The sequence below is a fragment of the Roseovarius salincola genome (genome assembly GCF_026891095.1).
GTDB lineage: Bacteria > Pseudomonadota > Alphaproteobacteria > Rhodobacterales > Rhodobacteraceae > Roseovarius > Roseovarius salincola.
Genome location: NZ_JAPTNL010000034.1, coordinates 1 through 14,893 on the forward strand (window position 1 = coordinate 1; position 14,893 = coordinate 14,893).

A 14,893-nucleotide genomic window follows, 5' to 3' on the forward strand; every position below is an offset into this window, starting at 1 on the left:
GTGCATCGCTGTATCGTCCGTTCTTCATCGTAAATCTCCTCAGATATCTTGCCGAGAAAATTCTACTTTTGAACACCACTGATTTTCGGGGGGATTACCTTTCCATGCGACCCGATCACGCTCCCCTGCCGCCGCGCTATTTGCGCACCAAGGAGGCAGCGCAGTTCCTCAGCCTATCCGCGCGCACCCTCGAGAAGCACCGCACCTATGGCACCGGCCCAGCCTATCACAAGCTGGGTGGGCGGGTCGTCTATTCGATCGAGGATCTCGAAGCCTGGGTCCAGCGCGGTGCCGTGACCTCGACGTCCGATCCGCGCGGTGGCCGGGTACTACCCGCGAAGCGCCATGTCCTGACCGCGACCCCGCCCGCGGGCCGGGCCTTCCGCTGATCCGGTCGAGGCGTCCAAGATGTCCCGCAATGCGTCAGAACGCGGCCAGCTCGATCTGTTTCACGCCCTCCCGGGCGAGTTCGCGGTGCGGGACGCGCAAGACCTCATGTCTTATCCGTTTTTTTCCCTGTCCAAGAGCCATCGCACCCGGCCCATCGAGTTCGCAGTGGGCGGTGTCGAAATCCGCGTCGAAGCCGTGGCCGACCATGGCATGGCCACGATCTGGGATGCCGATATCCTGATCTGGGCGGCAAGCCAGATCGTCGAGGCGCGGGATTCCGGCCTGTGCACGTCGCGGCTTATGGCGGCGACGCCGTACCAGATCCTCGCCTTCATCGGGCGTGGGACCTCGGCGCGCGATTATCACAGGTTGAAGGCCGCGCTGGACCGGTTGCAATCGACGACGGTCTGTACCTCGATCCGCCAGCCCGCCGAAGGACGTCGCCACCGGTTCTCCTGGATCAACGAGTGGACGGAGCGGACCGATGCCACCGGTCGCCCCGACGGGATCGAGTTGATCGTGCCGGACTGGTTCTACCGGGCGGTCCTCGATGATGCGCTGATCCTCACCATCGACCGGGCCTATTTCGACCTTACGGGTGGCCTGGATCGTTGGCTCTATCGCCTCGTGCGTAAGCATGGAGGCCGCCAAAGGGCAGGGTGGCGGTTCGAATTCCGGCACCTGCACGTCAAATCCGGCAGCCTCTCACCCTTCAAACGGTTCGCGTTCGAACTGCGGCAGATCATCCTCCGCCAGCCCCTGCCGGGTTATCGCTTGGCGCTCGAGATGGAGGCGCGGGGGCGGCGTCTGCTCGCATTCGAGCCCTGTGGACAAGCTGTGGATGGGCTCGTGCTATCGGGAACCCCCGGTATCGTGCCATCGGGAACTGGACCCTCGTGCTATCGGGAACCCGAACCGGGCGCACCCTCTTCAAATACCGGCAGAATTCGTGCCCGTAACTTTGAGTCTAACACAGAATCTAACTCTTGTTGCGCGCGGCTCGCTGGGGACAAATCCGCGGGCGCACGCTTTCAGCCCCTCAAAACCGGCCCATGCGAGGACGTGCCTGAGCTGCCTCTCGGCGTGCCGAGGGGGGCGAAGACATGAGCCCAATCCGCTTCGAACCGCGCCAGTTGGATGCGCAGACAGATGCACGCGATCCTGACCTAACCTTTGTCGAACTGACGTGGAAGGAAGGCCGGGTCGAGCAGTGGATCCGGTTTGGTGATCCGGTCTGCGAAGAACGCCTTGGTCCTCACCGCCGCCGCTTTGGCTTCTCGCCGGGCGCGATCTTCGGGGTCAATCGTTGGGCGGCTAACGCCTATGGCACGGTCCTCTCGCGCTTCGACATCCTGCGGGCTGCGAGGCCCGGAACTCCCATGCAAACGCTGCCTTACCTACGGCCCGGAGGGACCTTGCTGCTCTTCACCCACAGCTGGCCCAAGGTCGAACGTGTGTTGCAGGCCGTTGACGCCATCGAGGCGCTCGGCATCGATCCGGCGGATGCGTCACCGGACTATTGGCGGCACCTGCACAATCGCCTGGCCACCGCGCAACCGGCCCATCTTTATACGCCCTTGCAGCACCGGGCTTGGCTCAAGCGCCGGAGCCTCGGGCTATGACCGCGCGGCGCATCCTCGTCTGGGCGACAGCTCTGTCGGTCTCCCTGATCGTCTTTCCCCGCGTCGCTGCGTGGTCGCCCCGACTGCTGTGGAATGCCAGCGCAAGTGTCCCGATCGGGCTCTACCGCCTGCATCCCGCCGATCACGTTGCCATCGGTGATCTGGTGGCCGTTCAGCCGCCACTGGCGCTAGCGGATTTCCTTGAAACGCGGGCCTACCTGCCGCGTGGCGTCCCGTTGCTCAAGCATGTCATGGCGCTTGAGGGCGCGTTGGTCTGCCGCTTGGGCGATCGCGTCACTGTTGACCATCGCCATCTTGGCCGTGCCCATGCGCAGGACCGCAACGGCCGCGATTTGCCCATCTGGCAGGGCTGCCACCGGCTCGCCGCCGGGGAAGTCTTTCTCATGAACCCGGATGCGCCCGACAGCCTCGACGGGCGGTATTTCGGGCCTCTGCCGCGAACCGCGATCACCGCCCGGCTGACGCCGCTTTGGATCGTTTCCGACCGTGCCATCGCAGGGTCAACGCATCCGGATCCCACACCGCACAACAACAGAAAGGAGGCACGCCATGCCCCAGATCGGTGAATTCACCCGCACGAAATCCGGCTTTGCCGGCTACGTCCGAACGTTGACGCTCGACCTCGAGGTGTCGCTGACCAAGGCCGAGGCGACCGAGGCCGAGAACGGCCCGGACTACCGCCTCTTCCATGGCGATGGCGACCTCGGCCGCGAAATCGGGGCCGCCTGGGCGCGGACCGGGGAGAAGGCCGGCGAATACTTCTCAGTGCTCATCGATGACCCAATGCTGGCGCAACCGATCCGCGCCAACCTCTTCCGCAATGGCGAAAGCTCGGTCTGGTCGCTGCAATGGACCCGTCCGCCGAAGCGCAACGGGGCGGCGTGAGCGATGGCGCTGATCAGACCGAAATGCAGCAGCCGGATCACGGTTGATCGACCCCGCATCGCCCGACTCTGCGCTGCCTGCCTCCTTTCCGGCCTTGTCGCGGCGGGACCAGTCAGCGGTCCGGCACTCGCCGAAGCACCGACCGTTCTACGCGATCCGATGCGCGATCCCTATACGGCCGCCATTGCCGAAGCCTCTGCGCGCTTCGCGATCCCGGAGCACTGGATCCGTTCCGTGATGCAGGTCGAAAGCGCGGGTGATCCGCGCGCGATCAGCCATGCCGGGGCTATGGGGTTGATGCAGGTCATGCCCGGAACATGGGCCATCCTGCGGCAGGACCACGGTCTCGGCGCTGATCCCTTCGAGCCCCGCGACAACATACTCGCGGGCACAGCCTATCTGCGCGCCATGCTCGATCGCTATGGCTCCGTCGGCGGCATGCTCGCGGCCTACAATGCCGGGCCGGGGCGGTACGATGCATACCTCTCGGAGGGCCGTCCGCTGCCCGCCGAAACCCGCGCCTATGTCGCGATGCTGGCCCCGCGCATGGACGGAACGGCGCCGCTGCCGAACCGCGCAACCGTCGCCGATTGGCGCGAGGCGGCGCTGTTCACCGACAGATCGGCGGAGCATCCACAACAAAATGGCGGCAGCCCGGATGCAGATCGACCGCCCCGCGAAACGGGTCCGGTCGGCCCCAATTCTGGCATTTTCGTTGTCCGGCCCGGCGTGGAGACACGGCCATGAGCGTGATCGCGGTTTTTCGAGCTCTGGCGGGCCGTGGCGTAGAGGCGGCGGAAGGGCGTGCTCTGATAACGGGCGGGAAGGGAGATGGGCAAGATAAAAGGGCATGCCACGAATGCCGCAAGTCCCTGACAGGGCTGGCGTTTTCGCGTGCATGGCGGCCGGTCGTGTGCAGGTTTCCGGGATTTTCCCTGCGATTTCAATGCTCCGGCATGCACAGAGGCGTTCCGCGAAACGGGAGTGTTTTCGCATGACCGAACCCGAGCACGACTTCCGCATCAGGCCCGGAAAGCCCCGCAGCACGCGCGCCCCGCGTCCGAAAGCTTTCGTCGACCAGGTGCTGCGGGCTGCCCACAAGGCAGGTCACGTTTCGACGCGGCCAGGCGGCAAACAGCGAAGCCATTCCCACTTCGGGCGCGGGCAAAGCCGATTTGGCAGATCGCGGCTTTTTTCGTCATCGCGCCGGGTCATGGTGGCTGCGCGCATTGCGCGCCACAAGGGCCGGGCCTATCGCGCGGCCCCGCTCTCGACCCATCTTGCCTATCTGCGTCGCGAAGGGGTCAGCCGGGACAGGGAGAAGGGCCTGCTCTTCGATGCCGAAACCGACGGCCTTGACGGATCCGACTTCGCAACGCGCTGCGAAGACGACCGTCACCATTTCCGTTTTATCATCTCGCCCGAGGATGCGGCAGAGATGGAGGACCTGCGCGGCTTCACCCGCGACCTTGCGCGCCGGATGGAGGCCGATCTCGGAACGCGGCTCGACTGGGTCGCTGTCGACCACTGGAACACCGACAATCCGCATGTGCATCTGATCGTCCGAGGCGTGGATGATCGTGGCGGCGATCTCGTCATCGCGCGCGACTACATCAGCCGCGGGTTTCGGTCCCGTGCCGAGGATCTGGTTGCCCTCGAACTCGGCCCGAAGCCGGAGCACGAAATCCAGCATGCACTGGAACGCGAGGTGACGGCGGAACGCTGGACGCGCCTGGACCGGGAGCTGCGCTATCATGCCGATGATCTCGGATTGCTGGATCTGCGCCCCTCCGCGACCGGTCCCAAAGACCCGCAAATCCGGCGATTGATGGTCGGTCGTCTGCAACATCTTCGAAAGCTCGGTCTCGCCTCGGAGGGACGCCCCGGCGAATGGATGCTGGGGCTTGAGGCCGAACGCACGCTCCGCGATCTGGGCAAGCGCGGCGACATCATCAAGACGATGCACCGCGCCTTCGCCGAGCGAGGACAGGACCGCGGCTTCTCGGACTTCGCCATCGACGGGGGCGGGGCAAGGGACCCGATTATCGGGCGGCTGGTCACAACCGGATTGCATGACGAGCAGTCCGGCACCGCCTATGCCGTGATCGACGGCACGGACGGACGCGCGCATCATGTCCGCTTTCGCGGTCTCGACGCCTTCGATCACGCGCCTGCGCCGGGCGGCATCGTCGAGGTACGCCGCTTCGGCGGTCCCGACGATCCGCGCCCGACGCTTGTCCTGGCCAACCGCTCCGATCTCGACCTGCAAGGCCAGGTCACCGCGCCCGGCGCGACCTGGCTCGATCACCGGCTCGTCGAACGATCCCGGATGCCGCTCGCGATGGGTGGCTTCGGAGCAGAGGTCCGGGAGGCGCTCGACGCCCGCGCCGAGCATCTGGCGGACGCGGGGCTGGCCCAAAGGCAGGGACAACGGATCATCCTGCAGCGCAATCTCCTCGCCACCCTGCGGCGGCGCGAACTCGATGCCGTAGGCCAGACGCTCGAGGCCGAGACTGGCCTCCAGCATCGCCCGGCCAAGTCCGGCGAGCATGTGACCGGCACCTACACCCGCCAGTTGCGCCTGTCCTCCGGCCGGTACGCGACAATCGAAGGCATCGGCCCGGACGGCGGGCGCAGTTTCCAACTCGTCCCCTGGTCCCGCGAGATCGAGCCCCGCCTTGGCCAGCACATCACCGGCATCGCGCGCGGCGGGGGCGGGATCGACTGGAGCCTCGTGCGCAAGCGCGGGCTCGGCATCTGACGAAAGGACCCCGATCATGACTGCCACGAAAATCCTCTGGGGACAGATCCTCGCCGTCTTCCTGATCGTGCTCACGACGACCTGGGGCGCGACGCAATGGGTCGCCTGGCGGCTGGGGTTTCAAGCGCAGCTGGGAAGCCCGTGGTTCGAGGCCTTCGGCACGCCGATCTACCCGCCGCCCGCCTTCTTCTGGTGGTGGTATTTCTACGACGCCTATGCGCGCACGGTCTTCTGGGAGGGCGGGGCGATCGCGGCCTCGGGCGGGGTCATCTCCATCGCTGTTGCCATCACCATGTCCGTCATCCGCGCCCGTGAGGCTGCCGACGTCGACACCTATGGTTCGGCCCGTTGGGCGAACAGGTCCGAGGTTGAGGCCGCCGGGCTTCTTGGCTCCGACGGCGTTTTTCTGGGCAAGCTGGATCAGGACTACCTGCGTCATGACGGTCCGGAGCATGTGCTCTGCTTTGCGCCGACCCGGTCGGGCAAGGGCGTGGGACTCGTTGTTCCGTCGCTCCTGACCTGGCCGGGCTCCGCCATTGTGCATGACATCAAGGGTGAGAACTGGGATCTGACCGCCGGTTTCCGCGCGCGCCATGGACGGGTGCTGCGCTTCGATCCGACCAGTATGACTTCTGCCGCCTACAACCCGTTGCTCGAAGTCCGCCGGGGCGAGTGGGAGGTGCGTGACGTCCAGAACGTGGCCGATGTGCTGGTCGACCCAGAAGGCTCGCTGGAGAAGCGAAACCATTGGGAGAAGACCTCGCACTCGCTGCTGGTCGGCGCGATCCTGCATGTGCTCTATGCCGAACGCGACAAGACCCTGGCCGGCGTCGCGGCCTTACTGTCCGACCCGCGTCGCCCGATCGAGCAAACCCTCGAGGCCATGATGGAAGCGCGGCACCTGGGCGATGCCGGATCGCATCCGGTCATAGCCTCGACCGCGCGGGAACTCCTGAACAAGTCCGACAATGAACGCTCGGGCGTTCTGTCGACGGCCATGTCCTTCCTCGGCCTCTACCGCGACCCCGTCGTCGCCCATGTGACACGGCGCTGCGACTGGCGGATTGACGATCTCATCGGCGCGGACCAACCGACGACCCTCTACCTCGTCGTGCCGCCATCGGACATATCCCGTACCAAGCCGCTGATCCGATTGGTCCTGAACCAGATCGGTCGCCGCCTGACCGAGGACCTGAAGGACACGCGTCGCCGCCATCGCGTGCTGATGATGCTGGATGAATTCCCGGCGCTCGGGCGGCTCGACTTTTTCGAAAGCGCACTGGCCTTCATGGCGGGCTACGGGATCAAGAGCTTTCTGATCGCGCAGTCGCTCAACCAGATCGAGAAGGCCTATGGCCAGAACAACGCCATTCTCGACAATTGCCACGTCCGCGTGAGCTTTGCCACCAATGACGAACGCACGGCCAAGCGTGTGTCCGATGCTCTCGGCACGGCGACTGAGATGAAGGCGATGCGGAATTACGCCGGACACCGGCTGGCACCCTGGCTGGGTCACCTCATGGTCTCGCGATCCGAGACTGCGCGCCAGCTCCTGACGCCGGGCGAGATCATGCAGCTGCCGCCCGACGACGAAATCGTCATGGTCGCAGGCTCCCCGCCGATACGCGCGAAAAAGGCGCGGTACTTCGAGGACAGGCGGTTCGTGGACCGCGTGGTGGCGCCGCCAGAACCGGAGCAATGCGATCCGGTCCGGCAGCATGATCCATGGTCATCGCTGCCGACCATCGAAGCCGACACGCGAACGGCGGCTTCAACGCCGTCGACCAACGCCTATGACGCGAACGCCGGTCTTCGCCGGGAGCCAGAATTGCCCGAGCATGTGGCTGCTGCCCGGGAAACGCCGAAAGAACCGGCGCGGGAATTCGAGATGATGCTCGATGATGAACCGGAAGATGCTGCACGGCAACGGCAGGCCCTGCAGAAGCAGATGGGGCAGGTGGCCCGCCAAGCCTCGATGGACCGAAATGATGGCATTGATCTTTGAGGACTGACCCATGCGCGACCGTCTCAACCTGTCCTTGCCAGCCGAACTCATCGGGCGGATCAACGACATCGCCGACCGGAAACGGGTGACCCGCTCCGCCATCGTCGAGGCGGCCGTCGAGTCCTTCCTCTCGCCTGATCATGCCGACATGCAGGAAGCCGCCCTGACGCGCCGCCTCGACCGCCTCTCGCGCCAGGTCGCACGGCTTGAGCGCGACCAGCGGATCACGACGGAGACCCTCGCGCTCTTCGTGCGCTTCTGGCTCACCATCACCCCGCCGATTGGGCCAGAGGCGCAGGCCGCAGCGCAGGCCAAGGGGCGTGAGCGGTTTGATGGCTTCGTCGAGACGCTGGGCAAACGGGTGCAGAAGGGAAGGTGGTTTGCGGATGAGGTGGTCGGAGACACATCGCAATCGGGTGAGGGAGAATAGATTCACTAACGATTTTCGCGCACAGCCTTTAGATACTCAGATACCATGCGGCTTCAATAATTGGGTTTGAAGCATTCAACTAATTCGCGTCTCAGGGCGCCGAAACAGTCCGAAACACAATAAAACCGAAAATAGCTACGTACTTCCATGCGCATACACTATTGAAGCCAAATCCGACAGCATAAGTCTATCAAGCAGCATGTTACGTATTTCGCAGCTTGTTTCTGGCGCAAGAAGGCACGCATTGCATGCAGCTCCATTTACCAATGACCCATCAAAATGCGCCTGAGGCGTGCTTTCGGAGCAAATTGGATCATTCGAACATACTTGCATCTTTTCAACGGCAGCAGACAAAAGAGAGACGATCTTAGGCGCCATTGCGACCAAGCCACCCAACGAGCCCTGTGCGCCTGATGCAGACGTGTAGATCAAGATTCCAAGCCGACCAATTGCGGTTTGCTGTCCATCAATAGGAAGCGCGTAAACGCGTTCCTTAATCGAAGTGGCAGGGTAACCACATTGCAGGGCGATCTCTGACATCAAGGCGTGTGAGAGCGAATGCAAAAATGTGTAGGCGGCGCCAGGGAATGTTGGCGAATTCTTGAACTTTCCAGCCCAGTCTTGGTAAGCTATGCGAAGCTCGTTCACTCGAGCGATGTTGAACTGCGACTGCACAATCGTCGATATGGCGTGCGGATCGAACTGTAGGAAAATACCCTCACCATTCTGTTCGATTGCCGGAAGCCAGTCCGCCTCTCCAAGGCTCGCACCCTCAACCGCAAGTAGGACCTCTTCCAAACTGCCGTCGGATGCAACTGGCGCGGGTTCGAGACGGGTAAATCCGTACAAACAAGTGACTTCTGTCAGTCGCTTAACCGCCACCACGCGAGATAGTAAAGCCTCGGAGTATTCGCCGGTTTTCCATTCATGGTCTAGAAGTGTCTTTGCGTGCAGCCGGGAGTCGATGGCGTTAGCGCCGATCAATTTTTTTCCTGATGCCAAGATGTCAAACTCAGCAACTTTTGGCGAAACACTCGTGCTTTCAGATGGGCTTGTCGCCGCAGTCTTGATCTCTTGGATTTGTGAAAACAGCTTGTCCGGTGAGGTCCCTGCAAACAGGCGAGCCAACTCGTTGCTGAACGCCAGGGCCCCTTTCAACCCTTCGATACTCTCAATTCCCTCAAGCCTACCCATGTTGGCCTTGATAGCATCGCTCACTAGGTCGGAATCGATGGGAAGGGCGATAACATTTGCAACCTGAGGGAAATATGCATTGCTTGCACCACGAACCAGAAGCTTCAAATTTTCGCTGCAACCATTGGCATCTATGGATTGGTCGCCGAGCCAAGGTTGATGCCCATTGCAACCACCAAGAATACCTTCGGCAAATAGAAACTCGAATTCAACGCGTGCGCCGCAATCGCACTCAATTGATAGGTCCTTCGGATCAGCGCTGGTTCCTCGATCCAGAAACCACATTGCCGATCTGCAACCGGTCTGCCCCTGCCCGCGATGAACAAGCCCTCGCCAGTTGATGTCCTGCATGTGCCCCTTTTTACATGCCGCAACAAAACGCATCGGCGTGACGCTAATGGTCTTGCTGCCGTCCTTGAATTTGCCCGTAGACCATTCAAGCTCCTTCCACTGCACCATCCGGCGCCGTGATCCGCCGACCGATGGCGACGTTCCAGACTCTGGGTCGCAGACAAACCAAAGGGGAAAGATGAGTGCGGGGACATCTCTCTTTAGCCGGTCACCTTCGTTGGTAGCATAGGGCGGTTGGCGTAGCGTTAGCCGGACACCCTCAGCGAGCCGACCACTCTGGGTCAAGTTGCGTTCAAGCATATCCTGAAGGCGGGGCTCTATGATGATCCGTGGCTCGATTTGCTGTCGCCATAGAGGAAGTCCGCCGACGATAATCGACCGAGAAGGCAGATCAATCATAGCTCCTGGACCGAACCCCATAATCATTTGGCTAAGGCGGATTTCGTTGTCGCTCATGAGTATCCCTTAGCTCTGAAGTGGGCGGGCATTTGGGCCGCAAATTTCCAGCCGGACTACGGGTTCGACATCGCGCATAGAGCGCCCCGCAGTGAAGAGCTGCCGTTCGGTTTCGAGTGTCTTGGTCTGAGGGTCCAGAACATCTTGCAGCAAGCTGTTTTGTCCGCGCCGATTGTAACTCAAACTTCCCCCATTTTCGGTTTGTGAAGCAGCCGTCCTCGCCCAAATATCTGCAAGCGAGTTAATGTGAGCTTCGAGATCAGCACGTGTATCCGTGAATGGAGCCGCGCGTTCGACGACGTACCTCAGAGCGCGATCAAAAACCACCTGAGGCAACGAGAAGGTCCCTGCCGCCTCATCGCTACCAAATTGTTGATCGGCATGTCGAATGATGGCAACGATAACGGCGGCGAGAGCGCGATCGAGCGCTCTGTCAGCCCAAGGCGTGACGCTTGTTGCCTCAACGCCGCGGTAAAAACTCTCGTGAAAGTACCCAAATCGTTCATAGTGTGCGCGGTCGCGTGGCTTGTGAACGTTCAACAAGGAAAGTACTAGGCCTGGTCTATGGTGGTCCCGTCCTACACGACTGGTTGCCTGTATATATTCAGCCGTTGCTTTTGGCTGGCCCATGACGACCATCAGACCAAGTCTAGTAATATCTAGACCGACAGAGATCATATTCGTGGCTAGCGCCACATCGACAGCTTCCTTCGACGCAGCTTTGGAGTCGAGCCGCCGCTTCGATTGCGCAACCTGATCAGTGCTTTCGCGCGAAGTTAACTCAACCGGAGCAGCGATCTTGCGGTTGGAGAACGGTGTTTCGACAGGATGAATCCTGCGTCTTTCGGTTCCGTAGCGTTGGGCCCGGTCGCGAACTTCGTCTTCCACGATCCTCCGTGCACCGCCGAGTTCTCTTAACGCATTGAAATAGCACATTGCCGTCATGTAAGGATCCGCTGAATTACTTTCGGCGGCCCCTTGCGCTTCATACTCCGACTGCGCGGCAGCCTCTAGCGAAACGAGCGCACGGAGGAAAACCAGCTTCGGCCCACGGCCAAGCGCCGCTAGACCGACGTACTTTCTGGCTGGGTTTTCTTCACTGGCACGCAGCGTTTCAGCGAAAAAGCTGTTGCGTCGGCTGACACCAGGCGGGGGAAAAATGGCAGTTTCGTTCCGATCAAAGAGGGCGCTGATTTGGGACTGGGCCCTTCGAACGGTGGCTGTCGATGCAACGATCTTTGGACGGATCCGGACATCCCCTTTCGTCCGTGTCGCCAGATAGTCAATTGCGGTTTCATAGAGACCAGCAACCGTACCGAGTGGCCCTGAAATCAGGTGAAGTTCGTCCTGCACGATGAGGTCCGGCGGGTCTAATTGCCAACCGTTGCTCAAGCGCGCGCCACTGCGAGGTTCGGAGGCTCCGTAAAAGCCTTGGTTGTCAGCGCGATTTACATGACCAAAGAAGGCGCCCGTTTGCCCAACCCACGGTAATGCCGCAAACTTGTCGATGGTGGCCACGATGAATGCTGGCAGGCGCCGGTAGATTTCGTCGTCGGTGGCCAGGATCGGAAGGGCGCGATCACCGGTGAAGTCACAGTCGACATTCGTGCAAACTATCAACATGCGCGAAGGTGCGCTTCGGTTTGGGTGACATTTGAAGCTGTTGTGGCCCAAGTTGGAACCGCACCACGGGCAGTTCCGGATGGGTGCAGGCGCAGGACCTCTTCGCTTTAGATACGCCTCGACCCGAGTGACGGCCCGGTCCGGGCCCGTGTCACCCTTACCGCCCAGCCGGTTTGGCGATGCGGCCGAACCGATCCAGAGGCCGATTTCGATGTCCCAGTCGCCAAGCATTCTACGCCCTTGGTCGTCTTTCCAGGCGTCCGAACAGCGCATCAATTCGAGGGCGCAGATCACACCCGCAGCCCGGCCGAGCTGGTCAAGCGTCAGCAGACGCAGGGTATAGCGCATGATCACGGTAACACCGGCGCCCAGAAGGCCCGAGGCACCGAGCCGCCGCAGCGCGATGGTATAGGCGGCGAGGCCAAGATAGGCTTCGGTCTTGCCGCCGCCTGTGGGAAAGAACAGCAGATCGACAATCTCGCGGTCGGGATGCGTCTTGTCGGTCAAACCAGACAAGTTCACCAAGATGAACGCCAACTGGAAGGGTCGCCATTTCAAGGGACCGATCTCGTCCAGTGGCACGCCCCGTTCAGCGGCGAACCTGCGGCGACCTGCGGCTTCGACCGCCTCGTTCATGGCGACAAAGGCCAGGCGGGCCATATCGTTGGTCAGCAGCAAGTCGATCCCAGCTTCCATTCGGCGCTTGGTGTCGGTTTGTGCGTTGATCAACTCCTTCGCCATCTGATGACGGCGGGGCTCGTGCGCGAACTCATCGGCAAGGGGGCCCTGCGCGGCGATCCATTCGCCATACTGACGCGGCAGGTCGGACAGGGCGGCGCGCAATTCATCCGCCCCGGCGCGGGCGGCATCGCGCAAGGCGACCATGTCGAAGGTCACGCCGGTGATCCCCTCGTTCGGTGCCACACGCTCCACCTCAGCCACCGGCATCGGCTCTGTGCGGGCGCGGCGGACCACGCCATCCTCATCCACGTCGTGTGCGCAGGAGGTGTTCCGTCCGGCCGCGTATTGCGTGACGTCGTGATAGTGCAGATCGTGCATCCGCAGGTCGGGATCGTCCGACCGATAGCCGGTCAGGTCGTGGCCCGCGACGATGCCCAAGCCGCACTCCACCGTCATCCGCACCTGGAAGGCATAGGACATCTCGGCAAAGCGGCGATTGCGGACCACGGCACGGCGGTTCACCACAAAGACCGACAGCGACCAGATGTCGATGTCTGGCCCCTCGGCCTGGCGCATCTTTGTCTTGCGGCAGATCATCGACAGGACCATCGCACCGGGCCGGTTGATCAGGGTCCGGCTCGCCGAAAGGACCTCGTCCCACTTCCCTTCCTTGAGGACCAGCTTGTGCTCCACATGCCGGGGCTTGCGGCACCAGCGCACGTCGGGCATCGCGGTACGGCCCTCGGCCTCGAGGATGCTTTCGGGCGGCATCGGCTCGGCGATGTAGTCGCCCCAATCAAGATGCACGGTCACTTCGGTCGCATTGATGGGCAGGGCCATCGACAGGCCGAGGGAGGTGGGCAGGAAGCGTTTGCGCGCGCTATGGTCCTGCGCGGTGCCTTCGTCATCGGGGGCGGTGCTGGGTGCCTCCAGTCCGGCAAGCGTTTCCTCGGCCGGGGCGTCAACGTCCTCTTCATCCAGAGGCGCGGTGCCGTCCTGCGTGGGGGCGATCCAGCCTGTCAGATACCATTTCGAAGGCTCCTCGGGCAGGATTTCCTCCTCCAGATCAGCATCCTCAGGCCCTGGGTTGGGGCCGATCAGGTCGCGGCGCAGCTTGGTCAGGATGGTTTCGCGGACTTCCAAACTCGTCGTCATTCACTTGTCCTGTCAAATAGGGGGCCGTCACCAATATCGAGCGTGCTCTGCCTGGGTCGTTTGCCGGATTGGCCAGAGTGCGGGGCATCGGGGGCGGTGGCAATGGCGACGCCTTCATTCGCCTCTGCGGCGAAGCGTTCCCGGTTGAGGTCGAGCAGGCGGGCCAGTACCTCGTCCCGGAACTCACTGCGCCAGAACAGGCGGCCCTGATAGGTGAATTCCGTCTCGGTTTCCTCGGTCAGGAAGACCGGGTTGGCGGCATCGGCCAGATCGTCCCAGCCATAGGCGCGCAGAACGGCGCGGTCCATTTCGGCATGTAGATCACGCAGGCGCTGGATGGCGGGGTCATCATCGTAGGAGTCGTGGAAGCGGTTGTAGCTGGGGGTCAGACCCTTGTTGGTGTCGATCATCAGTTGCGCACGGTAGTCGTGATAGGCTTCGCCCGCAGCTTCGAGGTCAGGGTTCGTGTCGTAGCCTCGAGGGAATGGGAAGGTAACGAAACAGTCGGACGGGGCGTAACGAAGGCGGTCTTCAAGCGACGAGGAGAAGAATCGTGCCCAGATTTCATGAGGCCGAGATTGGATTGTTCCGAATGCTGCTCTGGAAGACAGTGCAATCACTGCCAATGTGTTTGCGAACACTGAACCGTTTTCAAGGTCCGCGATTGCAAGATGCGGTGACGCTCCGCAATTCGACGCCAGGACTCGTGAATGCCCAAGTGTGGCAGTAGCAAGCTCCGGTCGCGAGCGAAGGTAACGCCACCAGATATCCTTCCCAACCTGGTCGTTTTGCTTGTTCCGTTCAGGCCTAACCAGCCGCTCGACGATGGCTAACAGGTCTGGCCAATCCGCAGCAACGGGGCCTGGATAGTCAGAGGGAACGATGCCGTTCCTCAGCCAGTCTTGTCTGCGTTTATCGCAAGCCTCAGTTCCTTGGTTGAAGAACCATGACTTGAGACTTGGATCCTTTTTCAGCGGGAAGTCTTCGAAATCAATAACGTAGCGATGGTGCTGATGGCGTGGGTCATTGGCTGCTTCGTCGCCTCCAAGGTAGGGTTTGATCCGTTCTGCGTTGCGCGGGTTTATGGAGATCAACCGCTCCATGTCAGCGATAGAGTAGGCCGTTCCTTTGGCCGCAGCTGAGTCGTCAAAGGTGAAACCCATTCCCAAAAGGATAACCCCTTGGAACGCCTTTCCCTCATTCTCCGCAAGTGGCATCGGGGGAGTGTCCTGAACTCTGTGTATCTGTCCCGGTCCATGCGGTTTCAGATACTCAAGCGTCGAAGCGCTCGCCGAACATTATGGCAAACTGGTTGCGGG

General features: G+C 61.8%; 12 protein-coding genes. 9 read left to right on the forward strand and 3 right to left on the reverse strand.

Translation table 11 applies throughout. The features are described from left to right. The first annotated feature begins 104 nt into the window (after positions 1-104). The 9 genes from N5A93_RS18970 to N5A93_RS19010 all read left to right on the forward strand — a co-directional run bounded on the left by N5A93_RS18970 (position 105) and on the right by N5A93_RS19010 (position 8,114). Positions 105-389: a helix-turn-helix transcriptional regulator gene (locus N5A93_RS18970; RefSeq protein WP_038076323.1), complete on the forward strand. Its 285-nt coding sequence runs from the start codon at positions 105-107 to the stop codon at positions 387-389. 19 nt (positions 390-408) lie between these two features. After that, on the forward strand, positions 409-1,497 hold the full coding sequence (locus N5A93_RS18975) for a replication initiator protein A (RefSeq protein WP_268956665.1): 1,089 nt from the start codon (positions 409-411) through the stop codon (positions 1,495-1,497). After that, positions 1,494-2,012 (forward strand): DUF2840 domain-containing protein, encoded by a 519-nt coding sequence (locus N5A93_RS18980; protein ID WP_268956666.1) that lies wholly within the window; start codon positions 1,494-1,496, stop codon positions 2,010-2,012. The genes N5A93_RS18975 and N5A93_RS18980 overlap by 4 nt, the downstream gene beginning before the upstream one ends. After that, positions 2,009-2,599: a S26 family signal peptidase gene (locus N5A93_RS18985; protein ID WP_268956667.1), complete on the forward strand. Its 591-nt coding sequence runs from the start codon at positions 2,009-2,011 to the stop codon at positions 2,597-2,599. The genes N5A93_RS18980 and N5A93_RS18985 overlap by 4 nt, the downstream gene beginning before the upstream one ends. Then, positions 2,583-2,918 (forward strand): DUF736 domain-containing protein, encoded by a 336-nt coding sequence (locus N5A93_RS18990; RefSeq protein ID WP_268956668.1) that lies wholly within the window; start codon positions 2,583-2,585, stop codon positions 2,916-2,918. The genes N5A93_RS18985 and N5A93_RS18990 overlap by 17 nt, the downstream gene beginning before the upstream one ends. 159 nt (positions 2,919-3,077) lie before the next feature. Further along, entirely contained in the window at positions 3,078-3,665 is a 588-nt protein-coding gene (locus N5A93_RS18995; RefSeq protein ID WP_440590582.1) for a lytic transglycosylase domain-containing protein, read from the forward strand. Between the two features lie 247 nt (positions 3,666-3,912). Beyond that, positions 3,913-5,679, forward strand: a complete 1,767-nt coding sequence (locus N5A93_RS19000; RefSeq protein ID WP_268956670.1) for a relaxase/mobilization nuclease domain-containing protein — start codon at positions 3,913-3,915, stop codon at positions 5,677-5,679. 16 nt (positions 5,680-5,695) lie between these two features. Continuing rightward, the gene (locus N5A93_RS19005; RefSeq protein ID WP_268956675.1) at positions 5,696-7,684 is read left to right on the forward strand and encodes a conjugal transfer protein TraG; all 1,989 of its coding nucleotides are present in this window, start codon (positions 5,696-5,698) and stop codon (positions 7,682-7,684) included. A 10-nt stretch (positions 7,685-7,694) separates the two neighbouring features. Continuing rightward, a complete protein-coding gene (locus tag N5A93_RS19010) occupies positions 7,695-8,114 on the forward strand; it encodes a ribbon-helix-helix domain-containing protein (protein ID WP_268956671.1) in 420 nt (139 codons plus the stop codon). A 135-nt stretch (positions 8,115-8,249) separates the two neighbouring features. Here the strand turns inward: N5A93_RS19010 and drmB are convergent, their stop codons facing one another. From drmB to N5A93_RS19025, 3 genes are read right to left on the reverse strand one after another with little or no spacing between them, the layout of a single operon-like run. Beyond that, positions 8,250-10,115: a DUF1998 domain-containing protein gene (drmB, locus tag N5A93_RS19015; RefSeq protein WP_268956672.1), complete on the reverse strand. Its 1,866-nt coding sequence runs from the start codon at positions 10,113-10,115 to the stop codon at positions 8,250-8,252. A 9-nt stretch (positions 10,116-10,124) separates the two neighbouring features. After that, the gene (gene drmA, locus N5A93_RS19020; RefSeq protein WP_268956673.1) at positions 10,125-13,574 is read right to left on the reverse strand and encodes a DISARM system helicase DrmA; all 3,450 of its coding nucleotides are present in this window, start codon (positions 13,572-13,574) and stop codon (positions 10,125-10,127) included. After that, positions 13,571-14,791 carry a type IIL restriction-modification enzyme MmeI gene (locus tag N5A93_RS19025; protein ID WP_268956674.1) on the reverse strand — a complete coding sequence of 407 codons (1,221 nt, stop codon included), beginning with the start codon at positions 14,789-14,791 and terminating at the stop codon, positions 13,571-13,573. The genes drmA and N5A93_RS19025 overlap by 4 nt, the downstream gene beginning before the upstream one ends. Positions 14,792-14,893 lie beyond the last annotated feature (102 nt).

Bases quoted from the DNA above. Each gene is read 5' to 3' on its own strand.
- N5A93_RS19010 (WP_268956671.1), top strand. From the start codon at position 7,695: ATGCGCGACCGTCTCAACCTGTCCTTGCCAGCCGAACTCATCGGGCGG.
- N5A93_RS18995 (WP_440590582.1), top strand. From the start codon at position 3,078: ATGCGCGATCCCTATACGGCCGCCATTGCCGAAGCCTCTGCGCGCTTC.
- N5A93_RS19000 (WP_268956670.1), top strand. From the start codon at position 3,913: ATGACCGAACCCGAGCACGACTTCCGCATCAGGCCCGGAAAGCCCCGC.
- drmA (WP_268956673.1), bottom strand. From the start codon at position 13,574: ATGACGACGAGTTTGGAAGTCCGCGAAACCATCCTGACCAAGCTGCGC.
- N5A93_RS18990 (WP_268956668.1), top strand. From the start codon at position 2,583: ATGCCCCAGATCGGTGAATTCACCCGCACGAAATCCGGCTTTGCCGGC.
- N5A93_RS18985 (WP_268956667.1), top strand. From the start codon at position 2,009: ATGACCGCGCGGCGCATCCTCGTCTGGGCGACAGCTCTGTCGGTCTCC.
- N5A93_RS19005 (WP_268956675.1), top strand. From the start codon at position 5,696: ATGACTGCCACGAAAATCCTCTGGGGACAGATCCTCGCCGTCTTCCTG.
- drmB (WP_268956672.1), bottom strand. From the start codon at position 10,115: ATGAGCGACAACGAAATCCGCCTTAGCCAAATGATTATGGGGTTCGGT.
- N5A93_RS18975 (WP_268956665.1), top strand. From the start codon at position 409: ATGTCCCGCAATGCGTCAGAACGCGGCCAGCTCGATCTGTTTCACGCC.
- N5A93_RS19025 (WP_268956674.1), bottom strand. From the start codon at position 14,791: ATGCCACTTGCGGAGAATGAGGGAAAGGCGTTCCAAGGGGTTATCCTT.
- N5A93_RS18980 (WP_268956666.1), top strand. From the start codon at position 1,494: ATGAGCCCAATCCGCTTCGAACCGCGCCAGTTGGATGCGCAGACAGAT.
- N5A93_RS18970 (WP_038076323.1), top strand. From the start codon at position 105: ATGCGACCCGATCACGCTCCCCTGCCGCCGCGCTATTTGCGCACCAAG.